Annotated in this window: 16 protein-coding genes; 13 read left to right on the forward strand and 3 right to left on the reverse strand. The window is 55.1% G+C overall.

What is annotated here, in order from left to right; genetic code table 11:
- Positions 1-159 precede the first annotated feature (159 nt).
- From E8E78_RS20690 to rfbC, 13 genes are all read left to right on the forward strand, one after another.
- Complete coding sequence (locus E8E78_RS20690; RefSeq protein WP_197897912.1) at positions 160-1041, forward strand: hypothetical protein; 882 nt, start codon at positions 160-162, stop codon at positions 1039-1041.
- Positions 1042-1058: 17 nt separating this feature from the next.
- Positions 1059-2498 (forward strand): DUF4214 domain-containing protein, encoded by a 1440-nt coding sequence (locus tag E8E78_RS20695; RefSeq protein ID WP_280314939.1) that lies wholly within the window; start codon positions 1059-1061, stop codon positions 2496-2498.
- A 144-nt stretch (positions 2499-2642) separates the two neighbouring features.
- Positions 2643-5192 (forward strand): glycosyltransferase family 2 protein, encoded by a 2550-nt coding sequence (locus tag E8E78_RS20700; protein WP_280314941.1) that lies wholly within the window; start codon positions 2643-2645, stop codon positions 5190-5192.
- Entirely contained in the window at positions 5192-7600 is a 2409-nt protein-coding gene (locus E8E78_RS20705) for a glycosyltransferase (protein ID WP_280314942.1), read from the forward strand. Before E8E78_RS20700 ends, E8E78_RS20705 begins: the two co-directional genes overlap by 1 nt.
- Before the next feature lie 45 nt (positions 7601-7645).
- Positions 7646-8689, forward strand: coding sequence for a UDP-glucose 4-epimerase GalE (gene galE / locus E8E78_RS20710; protein ID WP_280314944.1), 1044 nt, complete (start codon positions 7646-7648; stop codon positions 8687-8689).
- A 23-nt stretch (positions 8690-8712) separates the two neighbouring features.
- Complete coding sequence (locus E8E78_RS20715) at positions 8713-10497, forward strand: glycosyltransferase (protein ID WP_280314946.1); 1785 nt, start codon at positions 8713-8715, stop codon at positions 10495-10497.
- A gap of 5 nt (positions 10498-10502) precedes the next feature.
- Complete coding sequence (locus E8E78_RS20720; RefSeq protein WP_280314949.1) at positions 10503-11789, forward strand: glycosyltransferase family 4 protein; 1287 nt, start codon at positions 10503-10505, stop codon at positions 11787-11789.
- A gap of 110 nt (positions 11790-11899) precedes the next feature.
- On the forward strand, positions 11900-13036 hold the full coding sequence (locus tag E8E78_RS20725) for a polysaccharide pyruvyl transferase family protein (protein WP_280314952.1): 1137 nt from the start codon (positions 11900-11902) through the stop codon (positions 13034-13036).
- 123 nt (positions 13037-13159) lie between these two features.
- Complete coding sequence (locus tag E8E78_RS20730; RefSeq protein WP_280314954.1) at positions 13160-14347, forward strand: hypothetical protein; 1188 nt, start codon at positions 13160-13162, stop codon at positions 14345-14347.
- A 29-nt stretch (positions 14348-14376) separates the two neighbouring features.
- The gene (rfbB, locus tag E8E78_RS20735) at positions 14377-15477 is read left to right on the forward strand and encodes a dTDP-glucose 4,6-dehydratase (RefSeq protein WP_280314955.1); all 1101 of its coding nucleotides are present in this window, start codon (positions 14377-14379) and stop codon (positions 15475-15477) included.
- The gene (gene rfbD / locus E8E78_RS20740) at positions 15474-16376 is read left to right on the forward strand and encodes a dTDP-4-dehydrorhamnose reductase (RefSeq protein WP_280314956.1); all 903 of its coding nucleotides are present in this window, start codon (positions 15474-15476) and stop codon (positions 16374-16376) included. Before rfbB ends, rfbD begins: the two co-directional genes overlap by 4 nt.
- Positions 16377-16387: 11 nt before the next feature.
- Positions 16388-17269 carry a glucose-1-phosphate thymidylyltransferase RfbA gene (gene rfbA, locus E8E78_RS20745; protein ID WP_280314957.1) on the forward strand — a complete coding sequence of 294 codons (882 nt, stop codon included), beginning with the start codon at positions 16388-16390 and terminating at the stop codon, positions 17267-17269.
- On the forward strand, positions 17269-17817 hold the full coding sequence (gene rfbC / locus E8E78_RS20750) for a dTDP-4-dehydrorhamnose 3,5-epimerase (protein WP_280314958.1): 549 nt from the start codon (positions 17269-17271) through the stop codon (positions 17815-17817). Before rfbA ends, rfbC begins: the two co-directional genes overlap by 1 nt.
- 304 nt (positions 17818-18121) lie before the next feature.
- Here rfbC and E8E78_RS20755 read toward each other — a convergent pair whose 3' ends face one another.
- The 3 genes from E8E78_RS20755 to E8E78_RS20765 are packed head-to-tail and all read right to left on the reverse strand — an operon-like array spanning position 18122 to position 24935.
- A complete protein-coding gene (locus E8E78_RS20755; RefSeq protein WP_280314959.1) occupies positions 18122-22930 on the reverse strand; it encodes a glycosyltransferase in 4809 nt (1602 codons plus the stop codon).
- A complete protein-coding gene (locus E8E78_RS20760; protein WP_280314961.1) occupies positions 22927-24144 on the reverse strand; it encodes an ABC transporter ATP-binding protein in 1218 nt (405 codons plus the stop codon). The genes E8E78_RS20755 and E8E78_RS20760 overlap by 4 nt, the downstream gene beginning before the upstream one ends.
- Entirely contained in the window at positions 24141-24935 is a 795-nt protein-coding gene (locus E8E78_RS20765) for an ABC transporter permease (RefSeq protein ID WP_197897898.1), read from the reverse strand. Before E8E78_RS20765 ends, E8E78_RS20760 begins: the two co-directional genes overlap by 4 nt.
- Between the last annotated feature and the right edge of the window lies 1 nt (position 24936).

A 24936-nucleotide genomic window follows, 5' to 3' on the forward strand; every position in this document is an offset into this window, starting at 1 on the left:
TATGAAATTTTTTTTAGAATTCGTAGTTGACAACATTTCCCTTGGACGGCATCTTCGCCACTCGCAGGGAGCCATCACTGGCCGTTTGGTGCACGCACGGGTTTGAGCAAGTTAGCTACCAGTGTTTTTGCTTAAAAGGAGCTTAACAACGCCATGTCTATGCCTTCGCAGACCCTTGACGGCCTGAAAATCAGCTCTCGGGTTACGCTGCTCGAGCCGGGCATGTATATCTTCCGCTACGCCTCGCAGCCTCCTGCTGACAAGCCCGTGTGCATTGCCTTGCAGCAAGCGCCACTGGGCAAAGGCTCCATCGATTTCTTCCCCGCCGAGGGTGTCAGCAAGAATATGCTGACCAAATTGGGCGACACCATTGTGGCGCGGGTGAAGGGTGGTGTTACCACCATATTGATCACCGAATACCATATGTTCGACGAAGTGATCGAACCCGTCGACCTGCGCATTGACCGCATCGACACATCCCCCGCCATCATGCGCACCTACGCCGTGGTCGCCACCGCAGAGCCCGCTCAGGCTATTGCGGCCAGCTCCAAACCCCTGCCCATTACGCTTACAGCGCACCTGAAAAAGGCGGGTGAAGTGATGTCCAGCGAGGGCTGGGTCGGCCTCCCGGGCACTGACGACTTCATCGAATCTTTTGCCGTCGACTGGGCTGAAAAGCCTGTCGGCGTCGATCTGCTCTATACCTGCATGGTGGCCGGCTCCGGCCCCTGCCGCAATGTCTCCACCGGCACTTTTGTCGGTGCTCGCGCTCAAGGCCTGCCGCTACTGTGCGTAGGCTTTAGCCTGGTAGGGCCATTGCGCAAACACTATGAAATGACAGGCCTGGTGGTGTTCGGCAATGCCGAGCCACAGCGCCTGGTCGCCAATCAGATGATGCATGGCCCCACCGGCAACGAGCCGTTGGTGGCGCTGCATATCGCCTTGACCCCCGTTACGAAGATGAACGCTGCCCGCCTTAAGTCTCCGTGGGAAAACTCTGCAACTGAGCAGAACACTATTGCAGCGGGCCAGATGGCCTGAAGTAACAGGAATACACAATGCAATACGATAATCCCGTACAGAGCAGCGATCTGCTGGCAACCCTGACCGCCGAAAGCGCCAACCTCTCCGACTCCACCATCGAGGCTATCAACAGCCTGCTGAACCTGGATAACGTAGAGACCGTTGCAGTTGCTGGCATCACCGGCACCACCGTTCAGCTGCCAGAATCCGGCGCTGCAAGCATCGTTCAAGGCACCGTAGAAGGCGTTAAGGGCGACACCGTCGTTGTTGACCTGGCCGCTGCCGAAGCTGCTGGCGCAACCGTCTACAACCTGCAGAGCGATGCCAACCTGGTCGTGAACCTGCAAGGTCAAGCTGCCCCTGCTGCCGACGCTCAGGCCTTCGCTGCCCTGGCTGCAGTCGACACCTCGGCTATCGAACTGGTAGTTACCACCGGCAACGGTGACGACGTCATCACCGTCAAAGGCGACCAGAACACCCTGATCGATGCTGGCGACGGCAACGACACCATCGTTACTGGCAACGGCAACAACACCGTTATCGCTGGCGCTGGCAACAACAACGTCACCACCGGTACCGGCGATGACACCATCATCCTGAGCGGTAGCAACCACGCTGACATCGTCAACGCTGGTGCTGGCTACGACGTTGTCCAGCTGGACGGCTCGCGCGATGACTATGCCTTCGCAGTCGGCAACAACTTCAACGTCAACCTGACCGGTAACCAGACCGCTTCGATCACCGACGCTGAGTTCCTGACCTTCGTCAACGGTGAAGAAGTTGAAACTGTTGCCCTGGCCCACAACGACGCAGAAGCTGCTGCCCTGCGCCTGTACCAAGGCATCCTGGACCGCGACGTAGACCAGGAAGGCGCCAAGTTCTTCACTGGTTATGTCAACAACGGTGGTTCGCTGACCGACGTTGCCAACGCCCTGCTGGATTCGTCCGAGTTCGCGGGTGTTAACAACGCCAATGACGTTAACGACCTGTACCAGGCCCTGCTGGGTCGCGGTGCTGCTGACGATGCCGGCTCCAGCGTCTGGACCGAGCTGCTGGCCAACGGCGGTAGCCTGGCTGACGTAGCTGCTGCCATCTCGGTTTCGGCCGAAGCTCAGGCACTGGATGCGTCGAACGGTACCTTCGTTGAAAACCTGTACGAAGCTGCCCTGGGTCGCGAAGCTGACGAAGCTGGCCTGCAAGACTGGGTATCCCAGCTGTTCAACGGCGCTAGCCGTGCCGACATCGCCCAGGCGATCGTAGGCTCTGCCGAAGCGGCGTCGAAAGCCAACTCCGACTTCATCGATTCGCTGTACCAGTCCGCTCTGGACCGTACTGCTGATGACGCCGGCAAGGCGCACTGGGCTGCTCAGCTGGAAGCTGGTGCTTCGCAAGCAGACATTGCCCTAGCAATCGTTGGTTCCGACGAAGCCGTTGCTCACAACGACAACGTTGTTGTACTGCACGGCCAAGTTTAACTAGCCCTGCTGTAGCGCTGCATATGTCTGGCCTTAGGGCTAGGCATATGCCAAAGGGGCGACTTTCGGGTCGCCCCTCTTTTTATTTCTTGTAGCCAAGCCAAGCTTATGTCCAGAATCCTTGACCATGGGCGAGAAACGCTCTTGGACGTTTTCCATCGCCACCGCCAAGCCAACGAGCCCGAGCTGGCGGCCGCCGCGCTCGAGCGCGCACTGCAAATCGCGGAATATCGGCCGGAGGCACTGGTATGGAAAGGCATCGCGGCCCTGCCGCAGAGGCCAGAGCTGGCGTTTTTATTTTTTGCCAATGCCGCCAAGGCACTTCCCAATCGGGCTGACGTTCATGCCCTGGTCGGGCGCAGCCTGCTGGCGCAAAACCACTTCGAATTTGCCACCCGCTACCTGACCAATGCTTGGAAAGCCCAACCCAACGACCTTGGCTTGCGCCTGATGCTGTGGGAAGCCCGTGCCAAGACGGCAACACCGGCCGAACTGCGCCGCATGATCTTCGCCCACCTGCCGGAAATCCACAGTGGGAAAGAGCTGGCGCAGGTACTCAAATTGCTTGCCGGGCAAGCCGATGCCCCGCGCACCGTGGGTGTGGTGCGCTATCTACCAGAGCTAAGGGAGATCCAGGGTTGGGCTGTGGACATGGCCAACCTGCAAGCCCCTGCGGCGCTGGTGATTGATGTCAACGGCGTGAAGTTGAATGCCGTGGCCGGCGCTGTACACCCGCTGCTCAGCGCTGCCGGCCTGCCGGGCACTCACGGCGGCCTGCGGGTGAGCGTGCCAAGCCCTACCCCACAGGTGCACCTGCACTTTGCCAATGGCACCGCTCTACTGGGCAGCCCAGTGTATGCGATGCCGGTTTTCCAGCCACCTCCCAGCGTAAAGGGCGGGGGCCAGCAGCAGCCAGTTGATGTGCTAATTCCCGTGTATGACGGCCTCAATGAAACACTGGAATGTATCAACAGTGCACTGGAGGCCCGCAAACTCAACCGCACTGCTCACCGCTTGGTGGTGATCGAAGACCGAACCCCGGTACCTGCGCTGGCCAAGGCTTTGAAGGTTCTAGCCAGCAAAGGCAAGATTACCTTGGTTAACAATCCGGTGAACCTTGGTTTCATCCGTAGCATGAACCGCGCGATGGCCCTGAGCCCCAATAAAGACGTGGTTTGGTTGAACGCTGATACCCGCGTGCACGGGGCCTGGCTCGACCGACTTCGCCAAGTGGCTTACAGCGATGCAAGCATTGCTTCGGTAACTCCGTTCACCAATAACGGGGAGCTGATGAGCTTTCCCAAAAGCCAGGTCAGCCATGCCATGCCCAGCGCTCAGGCGCAGGCCGAGCTGGACGAACTGGCTCGCCAGGTTGACAGCCCACCGATGGAAATCGAGACCGGCTGCGGCTTTTGCCTATATATCAAGCGTGCTGCGCTCGACCAGGTGGGCTATCTGGATGAAGTGCATCTTGCCCGTGGTTATGGCGAAGAAACCGACTGGTGCCTACGGGCGCGAGCCCATGGTTGGCGACACATGGGCGCGCCTAACGTGTTCGTGGCACACCAAGGTGGCGTATCATTCGGCGCCGAAAAAATCCTGCGCGTCGCGCAGAACAATGCACTACTACGCAAACGCTACCCAGACGCCTCGGCCCGCTATAACGTTTTCACACTGCGCGACCCGATCAAACCGGCTCGCGATGCGCTACAGCGTGCCCGCCTAGCCAAACTGGCGAGCCTTTCCGCTGCTGCACGAGAGGCATCCTGGCCCCCGCCCGCAAGCGACAACAGTGCGGAAGCTGACTTATCGGCGCAAAGGGCGGTAGCCTCTCATGAATCGCCATTGCAGCCGTTGGGCGCCAGGACCTTACACGTCCATGATGGCTCACACAGCGAAGAAGCTATCAATCTTGCATGGCGGCATGAGTCCCACCAAACATGGGTGACGCTGCAAGCGCAACTTACTCCTCTGCCTCTGCGCCTGGACTTCGCCATCCCGTGCGAGCTAGAGCAGTTGCTCGAAGCATTACGTCTGCTTCCAATAACCGATGTCGCTTACGAACAACTGGCCCGGTGCCCTATCGCCTTGTGCGACCTACCGGGCGAATTGGACAGGCCTTATCGCATCACCTGCCGTGATGACCATCTGCTGACTCAGAACGCGAGTTACGACTGGGCACGCTTCGCCCGCGAAGCATCAATTGTGCAACTACCCTGGCATGCGCTGAACTCTGCTTACGAAAAAGCTTTACCTGAAGCTAACTTGCAATCGCCTGCCTCTCGCGGACGCGAGCCTAAGACAGTCGATATACCGCAGGTTTTGTTGATTGGCGACAATCTCAATCGGCCCGCTATTGCGCAGCGGTGGCTTAATCTCGCCAGGCAAATTGTAAGTAAACAGTTGCCCCTGGTGCTACTAGCCAAGGATGACAGCCCTGGCTTGAAAGCGCTGCAAGCAACTGGAGCGGCTCACTGTCTGCCGGACTTGCAGGAGTTCAGTTTAGCCGAGCGTGCCCTCGCTGCAGGCTGCGGCGGTGTGCTGAGCTTTGATGACCGCCCAGGTTCCGACTGGCTCGGCCCAGTATTGGCCGATGAACTCGGCACCGCTTTATTTGCCTTCCCCAGCGCCGTCGCCGCTGAAGCTGGCGCGCGTACTCTGACTTCCCTACCTTTTACACTGAGCCAAGCCTGATGAGTCAAAACCTCTTGGAACAGCCACAGACGGGCCAGCATCATGCTGCAACCAACCGTTACACGGGAGGCATTATTGGCCTTCAGGGTGACGTGCTACAGGGCTGGGCGCTAGATACCGCAGAACCGGAGCTCCGCCCCGTGGTTGAAGTACTTGTCGATGGCACCTGTGTGGCGCTGGCACGCGCAGATCAGTTCGAGCCCTTAGCGCCAACGGGGGACCAATTCCACGGTTTCATTGTACAACTCCGCAAAGCCTGGCTGGCCGAAGCGCGGCTCATCACGGCGCGGATTGCTAACCAAGATATTGAGCTGGCAGGCCAAGTGCGACTGCCAGCTGCGCTCAGCGACGAGGTTTCGGCTGTTACATCGCAGGTCTGGCACGCCGGTGGCCTACGCATTGGTGGTTGGGCGTGGGACCCTCGGACACCAAGTCGACATGTCGAGGTCACAGTCCGCGAAGACGGCAGGATCATCTGCACCGCCTTATGCGATTTGCATCACCAGGCCCTTGCCTACCGCGACACCAGCGATCATGGCCTGTCCATCGATCTTCCTTGGGAGCTGGCCGATGGTAAAATTCACATACTTGAGATCGTAAACGATCTAGGCCAACCGCTGGCCGGTAGCCCGATTCAGCTATGTTGCTGGCCTGAGGGTGTGAACGGGCTACTCCGCAAACTCGATCCGGCACACGATGTCGAAGTCGTAACCTTGCTGACCGAAGTCTCCAAAGAACACACCCTGCGCCTGCCGAAGAGCGCTGGCTGGCAACATTACCCGCGCTGGTACGAAGTATTCCAGCGCCTAGAGAGGACGGAGCGCCCAGCACTTCAAGGCAAGATTGGCTTGTTATTAATCAGCGAAGAGAATGCAGCACTCGAACAAGTCAGTCTTGCTAGCCTGGGCGAGGACCGCGCATCTTTGCATAAAATAGCCATATGCACGGCGGACGACCTTTTATCTTCTTTAAATCAGTTGTTGGCAGCAGGCTGCGATCGCATCCTGCCGCTGATGGCTGGTGACCGCTTGGCTCCGCTGGCGTTGCCACAACTGAGCGTTTTACTGGACGGCGGTAATGGCTGGGCATTTGCCGATTGCGATCGTGACGGCCGTCAGGGGGAACGCTGCCTACCATGGTTCAAACCCGTATGGGATATTGATCTATTCATCGGTGCAGACATATTTACGCCAGGGTCGATCTTCAGTGCGTGCATTGTAGAGCAAGCACTGGCACTGCTATCCAGCCGCACCGACAGAACGACTGTCGGCTGGTACGATCTCACCGCAGGCATCGCGCTGGCTACGGAGAACAGCGGAATCAAAGTCGCGCACTTGCCACGCGTACTGTATCACCGAGCATTCCATGCACCAGCTAGCCCGGAACAAGCAGAGCCATCGTTACAGCGGCTCAATGCGATGCAATGGCTATGCGATTCGCAAGCTTCTGGAACAACAGTGAGCCGTGTGGAAAATTACCCAGCACTATTAAGAGCCCACTGGGCGCTTCCAGAGAAACTACCGCTGGTCAGCCTAATAGTGCCTACCCGCGATCAGTACAAGCTACTAAGCGCTTGCATTGAGGGGTTGTTGAACAATACCGACTATCCACACCTAGAGATCATAGTAGTCGACAATCAGTCTAGTGAGACTGACACGCTCGATTACTTGGATGCCATCAAGTCACGCGGCGTGACCGTTCTAAAGCACCCTTTCCCCTTTAACTATTCAACTATCAATAACCGCGCGGTAAACGCTGCATCAGGTGAGCTGATTTGCTTGGTGAACAACGATATCGAGATTATTGAGAGCGGCTGGCTTAAGGAGATGGTTGCTCAGGTATGTCGCCCCGGCGTAGGTGGGGTCGGTGCGAAACTGCTGTGGCCGAATCGCATGGTGCAACACGCGGGGGTAGTTGTAGGAATCAATGGCCTGGCTGCACATACCGGTAACAATTTGGAGGAATGTGACGCAGGCTACTTGGGAATGAATCAGATCACTCGCAGGCAAAGCGCAGTGACCGCCGCATGCTTGTTGCTACGTAAATCAGTTTTTGATGACGTTGGGGGCCTTGATGAACATGCGTTTCCTGTTGCGTTCAATGATGTAGATCTCTGCTTGCGGATCGAACAGCAAGGTATGCATCTGATCTGGACTGCTTTTGCGCAGTTAATTCACGCAGAATCAGCCAGTCGAGGGAAAGACCAGACGCCGGAGAAACGGGCGCGAGCTGAACGGGAGCAGAGGCGATTCATGGAGCGGTGGTCCTTAAGCGGCAATCAGGATGTTCGCTACCACCCAGCGCTGAGCACAGATCATCTGAGCGGTCCATATGGCGGGTTAGCCCTTCCGCCCTCGATGACCAACGCCCCCCGCAGCGTGAATTCTCGCGCCCGGACTGGAGAGTAAAATGCGCGCTTGCAGAGTAAAGGGATAATTTTAAAGGACTGAATCATGAACAAAAAAATACTGGTAACTGGGGGCACCGGGTACATCGGGTCTCATGCGGTGCTGGCATTGCTGGAAAACGGCAATGAGGTCGTTGTGCTCGACAACCTCAGCAACAGCTTGGCTACGGCGTTGAATAACGTAGAGCAAATCTGCGGTAAGCGTCCAGAGTTCGTTCATGGCGACATTGGAGACAGCACTCTGCTCGACAAGCTGTTCAGTGAACTTGAGATCAGCTCGGTTTTTCACTTCGCAGGGCTGAAGGCTGTAGGGGAAAGCGTCAGAGCGCCGGGAATGTATTATGAGAACAATGTTGCTGGTACTCTCGCGCTACTCCAAGCCATGAAAAAGCATGGCGTGTTCAACTTTGTATTCAGCTCGTCGGCAACCGTGTACGGAACGCCCTCACAGATGCCTATCAGTGAGCAGGATGAGGTTAGTAGGCCAACCAATCCTTACGGCCGCACAAAGCTGATAATCGAAGATATGCTTAAAGACTTCAGCGACTCCGACCCGCGCTGGAACATTGCATTACTTCGCTACTTTAACCCAATTGGCGCGCATGAAAGCGGCCACTTGGGCGAGCATCCGCAAGGGATTCCGAATAACCTTCTCCCCTACATCAGCCAAGTAGCGATCGGAAACCTTGAAGAGCTGAAAGTCTTCGGTAACGATCATCCGACACCCGACGGAACGGGGATTAGGGACTATATCCACGTGGTAGACTTGGTGGAGGGACATCTGAAAGCTTTGCATTATATCTGCGAGCACAAAGGCCTTCACACATGGAATCTTGGCACAGGTACAGGATATAGCGTCTTAGACATAATCAAATCGTTCGAAAGAGTTACAGGGCAGCTAATCCCGTATTCCATTGCACCTCGTCGGGCGGGAGATGTAGCGGAGAGCTGGTCTGACCCGAGCAAAGCAAGGCACGAATTGAACTGGGTGGCAACACGTAATCTAGAAGATATGATCCAGGATACATGGCGCTGGCAGGTGAAATATCCGGCTGGTTATACCACCCAAGCGACCGCCGAAACTGCATAAATATTCACCGTAGGGAAAAATTAGTGAATACCAAAACCGTGGCACCTGAGCCCAATAAAACGTTACCCGCTACTAGCACACCTATTGTGCTTCACGATATACGGTCGCAGCCGGTCACATTGGCGTCCAAAGACAACTCGAAAAAATTCATCATTAAATTAGATGAAATCGAGCAGAACGACGGTCATGTGTACATAAACCTCTGGTGCACGCACCCAGCTGTGCAATTCTGCCTCGCAACTTCAAGCCAAGCGCTCCCGTGTAAAGCCAGCAATGTCGCCCGAGCAGACGTAGAAGCGACACTGGAGAAAAACTCCAAATTCAAAATCTCGGGCTACCACCTGGAAGTCAAACTTCCATTCCCTGTCAAAGACGATTTTTACCTCACATTCAGTGTTAACGGTACACTTTACGCCTATAAATTACCCATCACGAAGACTCCTGGGTATTCTCTATCCATTTCCGATCTCACAGTGGCAGCATCTACTAAGTCGAAGGCTCATATCGATTTGTGTGGTGCGATTCCTGGCAAAGTGGGCGGGCTATCAGGCTGGAGTATCGCCAAACCTGGTGTAACTCTTTGGCTCGTCGATACCAAAGGGAATAAAAAAGATCTTTCGAGCTGCCTGCGCTACCACAGGGATGATGTCGCAAAAATTTTCAGCAATGAATTCTCGTCGCAGATAAACTATGGCGGTTTTGTGACCGACTGGCCTTTCCCCCAAGAACGCGGCGACCAGATCGGCGTTATTGAGGACGACGCAGGCAAGTGTACATTAATTGCGCTCAACTCTTGGACCAACGTTGCGGACGACCCTGTCAACTACGCGAAATTTTCTTTCTCGCTAGCTACCCCTGCCCAGGATTTCAACTCTCGACTCAACAATTGGGAAGGGGACGTGCTCAACTCGCTAATTTTCGAAAGAAATCTTGAAAATCAGAGAAATGAGCACCCGGCGACCACTTGGCATTTCGGCAAACTTCCGCAAGACGCAATCAAAACCAGCGTCATCATCCCTTTGTACGGTCGCTGGGACTTTGTTGAGCATCAATTAAGTTCTTTCGCGAAAGACCCGGCCTTTAAGAAAGATATCGAAATCATTTACGTCATTGACGACCCAGCATTGATCAATGCATTCGTAAATGAAGCAGAGTCATTATTCAAGCTATATCAAGTTCCTTTTTCCATTATTTGGGGGCACCGTAACCGAGGTTTCTCCGGCGCCAACAACCTTGGCGTAAAGCACTCACATGGAGAAACGCTGATTTTGTTGAACAGTGACGTCTTCCCCCGCCATAACGGCTGGGCGGGACAGCTCACACAGAGCCTCGCTGATAACCCTGAATACGGAATGATCGGCGCAAAGCTTTTGTTCCCGGATGGAAGTATCCAGCATTGCGGTATGCAGTTTATCTTTTCACAAAGCTGGAGTGTGTGGCTGAATAAGCACCCCTTGGCCGGCCTGGATCCATCACTCGACCCCCAGGATGGACTGACTGAAAAGCCCGCCATTACCGGCGCATGCGTGGCTATCAAACGAAAAACCTACGAACAAATCGAAGGCCTTGATGAGGGCTACTTGATCGGCGACTTTGAGGACTCCGATTTGTGTTTGAAAGTCCATGCCGAAGGGCTGAAAATCGGCTACCTGCCATCTGTAGTACTCACACATCTAGAACGACAGTCGTTCACTTTGCTCGGCGATGTTTCCTACAGGACGCTGGTTGTTAGATTTAATGCTTGGCGCCACACCAAGAAATGGGGCAAGCAAATTGAACAAATCACGAACAAGTTCGCGTCGGAGTAAACGCCATGAGTAAAGAACGCATCTTAGTACTGGCGCACGGCCATCCTGATTTCAATTTGGGCGGAGGGGAGATTGCCGCCTACAACTTATTTAAAGCTTTTAAGACTCAGCCAAATGTTGAAAAAGCTTGGTTTATAGGCCGTATTGACCGCGGCAATGGACCAACCGGTAGCTTCAGCCTGCGCAGGGAAGACGAATACCTCTGGGAGCAGTCACTGGGTAACTCTTTCCTGATCAAGGCTGCCAATGCACACGCAGTGTGGCACGGGTTTCGTGCAATGGTCGCGGCGCTGCGACCTACTAAGATCTTTGCGCATCATTATTTCCACCTCGGCCTGGAGTACTTCCGAATAATTAAACAGGAACTCCCAGAAGCGCAACTTATAGTTACATTGCACGAATACATGGCCATCTGTCACCAACAGGGTCAAATGGTCAAAGCCGGTAGCAAGAAGCTTTGCTACGAATCCTCTATTGATGACTGCCACCGCTGCCTACCGGCGTTTAGCCGAGAGCAATTCTGGCTGCGAGAGATGTTCATTAAAGAGCACTTCGAATTTGTAGATCACTTCGTTTCGCCGTCGGAGTTTCTGCGCCAGCGGTACATCGCCTGGGGAATGGATCCACAGAAAATTACTGTTATCGAAAACGGGCAGGAAGAAGCTGAACCGCTGCCATCTAGGCCTTCAGCATCACAGCGCAATCGGTTTGGTTTTTTTGGACAAATCAACGAGTTCAAAGGCGCAGACCTTCTGCTTGAAGCTATTACTAGACTTACGCCCAAGCAGAGAAAAAGCCTCGTCGTCGAATTTCACGGTGCGAACCTGGAACATCAGTCGCATGAGTTCCAGCAGAAGATCAGAGGAATGATGGATCCATTGATCGCTGAGGGCTGCGTTCGTTGGGCCGGGCCGTATCAGGCTTCCCAACTCAAGAGCAGACTGGCGAAAATCGACTGGGTACTCGTCCCTTCAATCTGGTGGGAAAACTCACCAATGGTCATTCAGGAGGCTTTCATTCACGGCCGGCCGGTCATTTGTGCAAATATCGGGGGCATGGCCGAAAAAGTCACCCATGGCGTGAATGGCTTGCATTTTGAGGCGCGAAACCCGATTGATTTGGCCGATACGCTGGTTGAAGCAGCGACTTCGCACGGGCTGTGGGACACCCTGCAGAATGGCATTGAAAGGCCGATCAGTTACACTGAGTGCGCTGTCGAGCACCTTAAAATCGACACAAGCAGCCCTAGCACAAGCCGGAAAATCCCTGTCAGCGCCTTGTCGACCGCATAGGAGCCAACAGCGGACAGCGAAACGACCTTCGTCGTTTCGCCTAAATCCGGATGCAATGCAGTGGAAACCTAGGCATTTTTCCGCTGCACAAAATGACAATGGAGACCAGCATGCCAAGCATTTTCACTTTTGGCCTAAATGAATCGGTGCCAGCATCTCACAGCCTCGGTACGAAAGAGCTGTACAACCAGGTTGGCCACAATACTGGCAATCTGGCCTTCCATTACGCCATTAACCGTCTCATTGGCAGCGTACCAAGGACGGCATCCTGGAGCTCAAGCCCTGAATTTGTAAATTCCCTCGGCGGGACCGGCATCATGCCGTGTGCCAACCAGCTGGGCCCTCACATGAATATGGGAGGGATGGCCAACGTATTTAAACAATTCAAGGCGAACTTTCTCGCCATAGGCCTTGGAGCTCAAGGTGGCGTCGGCCATAACGACATACCCGAACTTCCAGAAGGTACCTTAGCTTGGTTGGATGCGTTGGTCGCCCGCGCCGCGTCAAATCAGCCAAACATCACTGTACGTGGCGATTACACGCTACGGGTACTCACGCACTATGGCTTCGGTGACAAAGCTGTATCGCTAGGCTGCCCTTCACTATTGATTAATAAGTCTGCTGATCACGGTGTTAAACTACAGGAACGCTACAAGCGTAAGATCAGTAAGGTCGCCATCGCTGCTGGGCACCCAAACTGGAAAGCTCTAAGCGTATTAGAAGCCTCCTTAGTTCGCATGATGGAAGACACTAATGGCATGTATATCGTACAAGCGACTGATGAAGCCGTAGCTTTGTCTCGTAACGACTTCGACTTGGTAAACCCTGAATACATATCCAAATTAAAGGACTATTTGAAGATCAGCCTAAACGATGATCAGTTCGCCCAGTGGATTCGCAAATACTTCATATCCTTCTATAATATTCCTGCATGGATGGAGTATCTGAGACGCTTCGACTTTATTGTCGGGGCCCGGATTCATGGCGTCATGCTCGCCATCCAGGCTGGCGTTCCAGGCCTTTGCATTGCACACGATTCGCGAATCCGCGAACTTTGTGAAAAATGCATGATACCATATGTTATGGCGAATGATGTCAAAGACGGCATCACACTCAAAGACCTCCCGCATTTAGTCGAGTTTGACGGTAAGGCATTCGATCAAAACAGACATAAAATAGCGGACCAATACCAAAAATTCTTCGCCGACAATGGAGTATCTTTACCTCAAAGTAATATTCTGATCTGAGGCAACCTGGGCAGTATTTTCATGCATTAGCTCGCCCCGTACCGTTAAAAGGGCGAGCGGCGCATGTACTTTGAACCCACTATTGGATGGAGCGTAAGCGCAATACAAAGGAGAGGCTCGGACATGTTTTTTACGCAAAAAAAAGTTCTATCAATAGCACTGCTCTCGCCTCTCACCGCTTTATGTGCCCCTGCGCCTATCAGTATCGAGATCCGTTCAGGCAGTCCGGAAACAGTTTTTGAATGGAAAAATGACCGTTGTTTTGACGAAAACATACCCGACTCCCCTGCTCGGGCATTCCGTTCCGAGGACGGGCAGGTGCAGCTATACGCCACACACTTTAAAAATGTACCTTTGAAAGGGCCGACAGTGGACAGCGTCAAACCTGAATGCCGCACCAACTTCGCTGCTGCCTTCAGTTCTGTTCCCGAGAGCTACGACGCTCGAATTTGGCTTCAGACCTTTTATAGCATAGGCTCTGGAAAAGATATCTACAGCCTCGGCAGCTCCGACTATCACGGAAAGTGGTTTAACAAGTGCACGCTCAAAGGAAGCACAAACCAGGACTGCTGGATGAGTGCTATCGTGCTTGCGCACTCTTCAGATGGAGGGGAGAGTTTCTCAATGGCCGCTCCACCTAACCACATCATTGCCAACTCCCCTGAGAAATTCTCAGGGGAACAGGCAGGGAGTGCTGGTTTTCTCACAACCTCCAACATCGTAAAAATTGATAACTATTTCTACTCTCTATTTTATGCGAGCTCGTTCAAAAAGCAGCGAGGCGGCAATTGCTTAGCAAGGACAAACAACCTCGCAGACTCTAAATCCTGGCGCGCATGGAGTGGCCGTTATTACGATGAACCTCTCTTCAACGGGCCAGGAGGGAATAGTGGAGGCCACACCTGCATTCCTTTGGCAACACTGCCTTATAAAATTCGTAGTTTGCTTTGGCATTCCGCTAGCCAAGGCTACATATCAACGTTCGAAAAAACACGAAAAATCAATAACCCCTCGCCCAGAATTGACGTGGAATTCAGTTTCGCATGGTCCAAAGACCTCATTAATTGGAGTGAGCCTGTAAAGATAATGACACTGAAGGGTCCGAGCAACTGTAAGACCCCTCAAGTATCCGGAGCCTATCCATCCATTATTGACGGCCAATCCACAGATGAAAACTTTGGTACCGTTGCTGATCAGGCCAACCTATATTTTACTAAATTCAACCTGCAACCGAATTGCCGCTTGACGCTTGATAGAGACCTGGTCAAAGTCCCAATCAGGATACGTACTATATCGAGCCACCAGCGCTAACCACTTCGGTATTTTTCAAGAGATATATAATGATTCTAGTAACAGGCGGAGCCGGCTTCATCGGCTCAAATTTCGTACTGCAATGGTGTGCGCACAATGAGGAACCCGTCCTCAACCTCGACGCCCTGACCTACGCAGGCAACCTGGCCAACCTGCAGTCGCTGGAAGGCAACCCTCAGCATCGCTTTGTGCAAGGCAATATTTGCGATGCTGCGCTTCTGACCAAGCTGTTCGCAGAGCATCGCCCGCGCGCCGTTGTTCACTTCGCGGCCGAATCCCATGTAGACCGCTCGATCACCGGCCCCGAAGCGTTTGTCGAAACCAACGTGATGGGTACGTTCCGCTTGCTTGAAGCCGCCCGGGCGCATTGGAATAGTTTGGAAGGTGCAGAGAAGGAGGCCTTCCGTTTCCTCCATGTCTCTACCGACGAAGTCTACGGCACACTGGGGCCAAACGACCCGGCGTTCACCGAAACCACGCCGTACGCGCCGAACAGCCCATACTCCGCCAGCAAGGCAGCCAGTGACCATCTGGTACGCTCGTATTTCCATACCTACGGCATGCCGGTACTCACTACCAACTGCTCCAACAACTATGGGCCGTTCCACTTCCCGGAAAAATTGATCCCGCTGATGATCGTCAACGCACTCGCCGGCAAGGCGCTGCCTGTCTATGGCGACGGCCAGCAAATCCGCGACTGGCTGTATGTCGAAGATCACTGCTCGGGCATCCGTCGCGTACTGGAAGCCGGTGCGTTCGGCGAGACGTACAATATTGGCGGCTGGAATGAAAAAGCCAACATTGACATTGTGCGGACACTCTGCAGCCTTCTCGACGAGATGGCACCTGCGGCATCGCGCCAGGTAATCAACCAGAAGACCGGCGAGCCTGTCGAACAATACGCAGAACTCATCGCCTACGTAACCGACCGCCCAGGCCATGACCGCCGTTATGCCATCGATGCACGAAAGATCGAGCGGGAGCTCGGCTGGAAACCTGCCGAAACCTTCGAGACGGGCATTCGCAAGACAGTCGCTTGGTACCTGGCCAATCAGGAATGGGTAAAAGGTGTCATGGACGGCAGCTACCGTGATTGGGTGGCACAGCAATATGGGGCAAATAAAGCGTGAAAATCCTGCTGTTGGGGAAAAACGGGCAAGTAGGCTGGGAGCTACAGCGCGCCTTGGCGCCGCTGGGTGAGGTCATCGCGCTGGATCGTCAAGGGGCCAAGGGCTTATGTGGCGACTTGTCCAACCTGGACGGCTTGGCCGCCACGGTTCGGCAACTGGCGCCGGACGTGATCGTCAACGCTGCTGCCTACACTGCAGTGGATAAGGCTGAGAGCGATCAGGCATTGGCCGCCACAATCAATGCCGAGGCTCCTGCTGTATTAGCACGTGAAGCAGCAGCATTGGGCGCTTGGCTGATTCATTATTCCACCGATTATGTATTTGACGGCAGCGGCAGTCAGCGCAGGGAGGAAACTGCGCCTACCGGCCCCCTTTCGGTATACGGCCGCACCAAGCTGGAAGGCGAGCATGGCATTCTCGCCACCGGCGCCAAGGCCGTGGTGCTGCGCACCAGCTGGGTGTATGCTGCGCGCGGGCACAATTTTGCCAAGACTATGCTGCGCCTGGCGGCGGAGCGTGAGACGTTGAGCGTGGTAGCAGACCAATTTGGCGCACCAACGGGCGCTGACCTGATCGCCGACGTTACCGCACACATCCTGCGGCAAATCTTCAATGGGCAAGACAACCGTCACCTGGCTGGGATTTACCACTTGGCTGCGTCCGGTGAAACCACTTGGCATGGTTTTGCTCAGTACGTGCTGGCGCACGCTCAACGCACTGGCGTAGCGCTGAAAGTGACAGCTGATCAGGTTGCTGCAATCAGCACCGAAGCTTATCCAGTACCTGCACCACGTCCGCGCAACTCGCGCTTGGCACTGGGCAAGCTGGAACACACGTTCAATTTCAAAATGCCGCTTTGGGAGCAAGGCGTGCAACGTATGCTGGACGAAATCCAGTAATAGGGACTCTCATGGCTCGTAAAGGAATTATTCTGGCTGGCGGTTCGGGTACACGACTGCATCCGGCCACACTTTCGGTTTCGAAGCAGCTGCTGCCGGTGTATGACAAACCGATGATCTACTACCCGCTGAGCACCCTGCTGCTCGCAGGGATTCGGGACATCCTGATCATCTCCACCCCGCAAGACACCCCGCGCTTCGAACAGCTGCTGGGCGATGGCAGCCAGTGGGGCCTGAACCTGTCCTACGCAGTACAACCAAGCCCGGATGGCTTGGCCCAGGCATTCACCATCGGCGCAGACTTTATCGGTAACGACCCATCTGCGCTGGTACTGGGTGACAATATTTTCTACGGCCATGACTTCCAGGCTCTGCTATTGAATGCAGACAAGCGTGAAGCCGGGGCTTCGGTGTTCGCTTATCACGTGCATGACCCAGAACGCTATGGCGTAGCGGAGTTTGACGATAGCGGCCGCGTACTGTCGCTGGAAGAAAAGCCGGCTGTTCCCAAGTCGAGCTATGCCGTTACCGGCCTGTATTTCTATGACAACCAAGTAGTCGACCTGGCCCGCGATTTGAAGCCATCTGCGCGCGGCGAGCTGGAAATCACCGACCTCAACAATCTTTATCTGCAGCAACAACAGTTGCAGGTTGAAATCATGGGCCGGGGTTATGCATGGCTGGACACCGGCACGCACGACAGTCTGCTAGAGGCAAGCCAGTACATCGCAACCATGGAGCGCCGTCAGGGCTTGAAAGTCGCCTGCCCTGAGGAAATTTGCTACCGCGCTGGCTGGATCAACGCTGAGCAACTCGAGCGCTTGGCTCAACCACTGCTGAAAAACGGTTATGGCAAGTATCTGCACAACTTGCTGAAAGAGAAGGTGTTCTGATGCAAGCCATTCCGCTGGATATCCCCGAAGTCGTGCTGTTTACCCCCAAGGTTTTTGGCGACGAACGTGGTTTCTTCTACGAGAGCTTCAACGCCCGTGTCTTCAGCGAAGTGACCGGCCTGCAGCCCGACTTCGTACAAGACAACCACTCGCGCTCGGTAAAAGGCGTGCTGCGTGGCCTGCACTATCAGCTGGCACCTCACGCTCAGGGCAAGCTGGTGCGTGTGGTGCAAGGCGAAGTCTTCGATGTTGCGGTGGATATCCGTCGCTCGTCCCCTACCTTCGGTAAATGGGTAGGTGCGGTGTTGTCGGCCGAGAACAAGAACCAGCTGTGGATCCCGCCAGGGTTCGCACACGGTTTCGTCACGTTGAGTGAAACCGCAGAGTTCCTCTACAAGACCACCGACTTCTACTCGCCGCAGTGCGAGCGCTGCATTGCCTGGGATGACCCGGCAGTAGGCATCGAATGGCCTATCGACTTCGTACCAAGCCTGTCTGGCAAGGACCAGCTTGGGGTCGCATTGGCTGACGCCGAACTGTTCGAGTAACGGTTTTAGCGGGGAGGGGCTGCGGTAACGCAGCCTTCTCTCTGGACACATGTTTTAACCGGGGCTTTTTGCTCCTTCCTTGTTTGCCATTCCCAAATGGTACTCCCTGCGCCCGATGCCGGTCAGTTAAGCAATTCGGGCTTGTAAGCGCCCGCCGGGCATGGCTGCGCCGGTGCAATCGAGCGCCGCCCGCGCGGCGGAGATCTGGGCTGACGGAACGCTTACAAGTTACCCCCATACAGCAAAAACCCTGCAATGCGGCCGCGCCGCATTGCAGGGTTCATGTATGGCCCAGCTTACGCAATCAGTGCGCTTGAGCAGGGGCGTTATGCTTCAGCTGAGTATTTTCCGTCACACCCAACACCAGGCGTTTTAGTTCAGCTGCACTTTCACTCCAATGTAGCCAGGGCATCTCATCCGACAGCGGCTGGGCTCCTTGCTCGAACAGCTCCAGCCATTGCTTCATGGCGTGAGCCAGCTCATCCGCGGACACGCCCTGGAAGTAATAGGCAAACTCCCCCGCCACTTCGCGGAACACAGCGATATCCCGCGCAATGATGGGCAGTTTGTGCTGCGCGGCTTCAATCAACGGCAAGCCAAAGCCTTCGGCCTCCGAGGCGGCGATCAACGCACAGCAGGCACTGTAGAGTTCGGTCAGGTCGGCATCGCTCAACCCTTGCAGCCAGAACAAGCGCTTGCCCAATTGTGGGTGCGCACGCAGGTCCTGGACCAACTGCTCTACGGCCCAGCCTTCCTTGCCAACCAGCACCAGGTTCACCTCTACACCCTGGGCCCACAGCACATCAAACGCAGCCAAAGTCTGTGCATGGCCTTTGCGCGGCTCAAGCGTACCCACCATCAGGAACGTGGGCACCGCTTTCAATTGGTCAATGAACGCATCTTCCAGCGTAGAGCTGCCTTGGCCTTGAACGTCTTCGATATCAGCCCCCAGGTGGAAATGACTGATGGACGGCATCACCCGCCCGCCACCGTGCTGCTGCAACCAGACTTTAACGTCAGCAGCCACCGCAGCCGAGATCGCCACAACCCCATCGGCATATTGGCTGATAGAACGCATCCAGTTGTTGAAGGCGCCATCAATACCGGGGTAGGCAAACCTTGAGTGCAACAACGGGATCAGGTCATAAACCACAAAGTGGATACCCACGCCTGCACGGCGCATGCGCTCGAGCTCGCCGTCAAACTCGGGGAACAAATGTGCGCTCAGGTCCAACCCCAGGAACACATCCCCCGCCGAGTACTCAATCGGGCATTCGCTCAAGCTGGCCACATAGGCACTGGAACCTGGATATCCACTTGCAACCCTATACCCTTTGCCGGTAACGCCAAATACAGGGATTACCTGGTAATCAACACCCTCACCGCGCTGAAATTCATTGATTACCCGCTTCACAACGCGCTGAATACCAGTCTTGGCATCGCGGAAGTACAGCTCGGACACATCCACCAGCAACTTCTTCGGTGCTGCCGGGCTAATTCCCGGGCTGAGTCGGCGGTGCTTTTCCACAATCGGGGCGAGGTGGTTGTTTTCGAACAACAGTGCCTGCACGGTAGCGCTCAGGCGGGCAGAAACCCGCTCCCAACTGCGGTCGTCAATCCATCGCTCCTGTCGCGCCACCAACGCCTGAGCCTTGTCCGGGTTGCGTTCAAGCTCGGCGATCGACGCCACGATGTCCGCTGCGTGGCTACCGGTCATCTGCAAGGTGGCTTCAGCCATGTCCGAGAAGATATGGATCGGGCTCACCAGCACCGGCTTGAGGGTGGTAATGCCGATCGTTACCGCACCGCTGGCGCTTTCTTGTGTTTCCTTGTACGGGAAGATCACGTAATCCGCTGCGCTCATCAAGCGCAGGCACTCCTTGATGGGGCGGAAATCGGTAACCCAGGTGATCTTGTCATCCACACCAAGCTCAACCGCCCTGGCCCGGTAAGCGTCCAGTGTCTGTTCGCTGCGCGCATCGAGGATGGAGTGCAAACCGAGCATGTGAACATTGCGGCCTGTTTCTTGCGCCAACGGCAGGATGGTCTCGATCAGCGTGTCGATACCCTTGTGGGCAAGAATGAAGCCGAAACACGAAATGACCAGGTCATCCTGAGCGATACCCAACTCATCGCGGACATCCGCCGGCTGCACGTCAGTGAGCGGCGAGATAACACCGTGCGCCATCATCATGACGTTGGCGGCCAGGCCCAGCACCAATAGGTTATTCAGGTCTTCAGGCTTGTGGACGATGATGCGGTCAAGCTTGCGCAGCGAACGTACGGCCCTGTCGGAAAGGCGGTGGTCGGTAATCAACGGCTGCGTAGAGTGCAGTTCAAGCACCACAACCTTGCCCTGATCGTGCAACTGCGCCAGTCGCTCGCAAACTTCATCATTGAGGGCGAAAAGGCTCGGCTGATGCTGCACCAAAACAACATCAGCATCGGCACAGCCCTCGTTGGCCAACACCCTGCACACCGATTTGGCGTCGGAAAGCCTCCAGGCAGGCTGATAGGCATCGGAGGTTGTGTCTGTGCGCTCATCGCAGTAGATGCGAACGTCGTAATCGTCCTGCTTGAACTCGCTGAGCAATGCCTGAGTGTATTCAGCAATGCCGCATTTGGTTGCCCAAGGAGAAACCACCACCAGTTTGGTCTTACTGGCGGCGGCCGCCGGCATTTCGTGTTTGAGCCAGTTAGCACTGGCCAAGACCGCCTGCGCACTCTGCTCCCAAGTGTAGATGCTGCGAACCAGTTCAATGCCTTGGCGCCGGCGCTGCTCGAGTGCATCGTCGCCTTCCACGATTTTGCCGCGCAGTTCGCCCATCTTGAGGGCCAAGGTATGCTTGTCCGGTTCGACCCAGCATGAATTGGCCGCACCCAGGTGGCTGCCCGACTTGGCAAACAAGAACGGCAGCAGCTCGGCAGTGCCAAGCGTGCAGAAATCAACATGCGCACCAAAGCCGGTGACGATTACTGGCAATCCCATTGCCAGCGCTTCGGCCGCTGGTAAGTTGAAGCCTTCGCCACGCGTTGGCAGCACCAGCGTCTGGGCGGAACGATATAACGCGATAATGCCTTGGTCGTCCATAGGGCTTTCGTCAACCACGATCGATGGCATGTCTTGCCGATCGGCCGAGAGGTTGGCGATCAATTCATGTACGCGGTTGTGCGGGTTGGGGAACGTCTTGATGTACAGCTCGACGTTGTCGGCGCTGGAGAAAGCCTCGGCAAAGGCTTCAAGCAGCACATCGGGGCCTTTGCGCTCAAACATCGACGATACATGCAAAAAGCGGAACCGCTGCCCGGCAGCAGGACGAATATCGGTAATCGGTGCCACTTCATTGGTAATGATGTGATCTACCCCCACAGGGCAGATGAACACCGGTACTTCACAGCCAGAATCGTGCAGCACTTTCTTTACGAAAGAAGCGGCCACGATAACAGCATCGAAGTTTTCGTTTATGAAGCTGATGGTCTCATACGGGATTGCGGTTTCTTCCCAGAAGAATATGACCAGGCGCATGCCAGCGCCCTTCAGGTCCTTGATCATGGGGTAGTGATGAACGATCGACAGCACTTCCCCTTCCAACGCTTCATCCAACGGTTGGCCTACTGCATTTGTCAGCCGCTGCTGGAAGGCTGGTATCTCGATGACATTGTCGTACGCCTTGCCATGGTAGGGCTGGAACGCGAGCTTGCCCTCCAACATGTCGAACAATGCCACACCCAAGCCGCGGTTGACGATAGCGAGGCTGTAATGGCCTTCGATATGCCCCGTGATCCGTACGGCATCAAACGCCGGTGCGACAGCCTCGTCCTTTAGGTAATAGCCTTCAGGCAGTAGCGGTGCTTTGGGATATACGGCAAAACTTACCCTCGAGTAATCTACCGCCTGAAAACCGACGTGGCCCATGCCCGCCGATGCGAACGCACCGCCACCAATAAGCCCGCGGTTCTGAGCGAACAGTTTCAACTGATGGTGCAGCTTGGGGAACTTGCGCAGCAACTGGTTGGCATTGTGTCGCAGCACCTGGTTGCCGAGTACCGACCGAATCATCCTGACGGCTAGCGGCCTGGCTGTGCGTTTGACGATGGCTACCAGCGATTTGGCCTGCTGCTGATCGATCCAGGCTTGCGTCGCCGCCATACGCTCATCAGCAAGAGCCAGCCGTTGCTGGGTATCGGCCAGATGGTGGTTCAGGCCGTTCACCACTTGCTTGAGGCTCTCCAGTTCGGCGCGATGACGCTCGACTTCCTGGCTCAAATCCGCAAGCCCTGCCTGGTGCTGACCCAGGTCCAGGTTAACTTGCACCAATGCCGAATTGCAGCATTCGACGCTTTCGCCCACTTGCTGGAAGTTGCTAGCCAGCCTCTCTTCATAGCGCTCAGCCAAGCCCTCAAGGGTCACCCCATACTCAGCATCGAAGGCGCTGGCGAAGGCCAAAAGTGTCGGCTCCGGGGCATCTTTCTGGGCAATTACGGCGTAGTCTGGGCTTACACCGCTGAGCACATTCAGCAGGCGCATGTCCTCGTGTGCGGGTAGTGGTGAGAGCTCTTGCAACCGCAAGAGTTTGCTGCGACCAAAGCCTTCGTATTCCGCCAAAAAGCTCAGTAGCAGGTTGGGGATAGGTTTTTCATGGCTGGGGTCGAGGTAAAAGCTATTGGTCCCCACCATAAGGTTTTCGGCGTTGGGGGTTTCCAGTATCAGCAGCCCGCCGGGCTTGAGTACTCTAAGCGCCTGCCCTACCAGCTCTTGCAAAACCGGGAAGGGGACATGTTCGGCAATGTGGAACCCAGACACCAGCACCTGGCTGGCGTCGGCCAACGATCTAAGCTTGGCAACGGCGTCGGCATTTTCAACGGCATAACCCTCGATCCGGCATTGCTCCAGCATGCCGTCATCCAGGTCTACGCCAACCGCATTGAAGCCCTGCCTGGCCAGTACACCCAACCACTCGCCACGGCCACAGCCCAAGTCAATCGCACGATGCTCGTCATCCAGTGCCAACAGCGGATGAAGGAACGGCAAATACACCTGCAGCCGCTCGGTGATCAATTTCGTGGAGCCACGGTAGCGGTCCTCGAAAGCGCGATAGAAAGGTTTTTTCACCGGATGCACTCCACAGCTGTTGGGACCCACGCCATGCCGACAAATTGGGGCTTTGAGGTATTGACCACGTTGAACACCAACGCCAGGTCTCGCCATTCGTAATTGCTGCCGATGTGCACCTCATTGGCATGCAAGGCAACCGCTACAGAATAGGAACCAGGCCCCAGATTCATCTCGAAGTCGAAGCGATATTCCAGTTTTTCACCGGTTTCAAGCGCCTTCAGGGCTTTGCCCAAGTGGTGGGTATTGGTACCGAAAACATGTTGGCCCAAACGGTCCTTGATCACGTAGCCGACTACAAGCTCAGGGATCGGCGCGTGCACCTCTACTTGCACGCTCAGGGTCACTTTGTCACCCACCGCCACGAACTCGACAGACGTGCCTTGCATGTCGTACAAAGCAACGGTACCGATAGTTGCCTCGCCGCTGCCCGACTGCGTCTGCACGGTGCCATCAGCCAGTTGCTTGACTTGCACGGTGCTGTTTTCTTTCTCGGCAATCAGGGCATTGTAATAATCCATGACCTGCTCTGGTGGCCCATCCTTGATGATGGAGCCGTTTTCCAGAAGCAAGGCCCGGCTGCACAGCGATTGGATGGCCCCACGATCATGCGACACGATCAAAAGCGATGTTCCCAGCCGCTGGAACTCACGGATGCGTTCAAAACTCTTGTGCTGGAAATAGCTGTCCCCTACCGACAGCGCCTCATCGACGATGAGGATTTCTGGCCGGAACGCAGTCGCCACGGCAAATGCGACGCGCATTTGCATACCGCTGGAATAGGTACGCACGGCCTCATCAAAGTACTCGCCAATCTCGGCAAAGGCTTCAATGTCATCAATGACATCATTGATCTGCTGTACATCGAAACCCATCAGACCCGCAGCGTGGTACACGTTCTGGCGGCCACTGAGCTCTGGATTGAACCCCATGCCCAGCTCCAGAATGGCTGCGATTCGGCCATTGACCTGCACTCGACCCTGGGTCGGCTGCAACGTCCCGGTGATCATCTTCAGCAAGGTGGACTTGCCGGCGCCATTTTGCCCGATAATGCCGATGGCTTCGCCGGGTTCAATTGCAAAGTTGATATGTTTCAACACCCAGTGCTCACTGCTTGCCTTCGTGGGCAAAAAGAACCAGTGGGCGATTCGTTGCAGTTCCGAACGGTACGTTTTGTAGGCTTTGCCCACATCACTGACACTCAAAAGGCTCATAGTACATCCACCATTTCAGGCACAGACCGACGGAACAGGAACAGGCCAAGCAACAACAGACCAAAGGAAATCCCGATCATGACAACCGCCTGACTCAAATCTGGCGCTTTAGCGTACAGAAGCACGTCGTGATAGGCAGTAACAATGGGATACATGGGGTTAAAACTAAGGGTGGCCCGAAGGTGTTCAGGTATTACATTGACCATGTAAACAATTGGGGTAAACCAGAACAACACCTGCAGCACGATGGGCACTACCTGACCGACATCCCGCAGAAACACATTGAGAATACCCAATACCAGGCCAATGCCAACGCTTAATGCGACGACGATCATCACCAACGGGATTAGCCAAAGTATCTGCAGCGTCGGATAGTGGCCAAGCAATGAAAAAACCAGCATCACGGCTGCGAACAACAAGACATTGTTCAGCAAACACGAGCCCACCACGATAACCGGTAGCGTAATACGCGGAAAGCGCATCTTCTTCATGATATTGCCCTGCTCGATAAATAGCGTCAGGCACCGACTGACGATCTCGGCAAACAGGTTCCAGGCCAGAATGCCGGCCATCAGGTACAAGGCATAAGCGTATTTATTGTCAATGCCTGGCAGCTTGGCGGCCAGTACGTTGGACAGGATCAGCGCATAGATGGCGACCTGGGCCAGGGGATGAATAATCATCCACAACCCGCCCAGCTTGCTTCGTGCAAAGCGTGAAATGAATTCGTTCTTGATTGAAGAGATAATGAAGCCTCGGTAGCTCCACACACCTTTGATCATGCCAAACATA

It is taken from the genome of Pseudomonas sp. BN505 (assembly GCF_029873175.1).
GTDB classification, from domain to species: Bacteria; Pseudomonadota; Gammaproteobacteria; order Pseudomonadales; family Pseudomonadaceae; genus Aquipseudomonas; species Aquipseudomonas putida.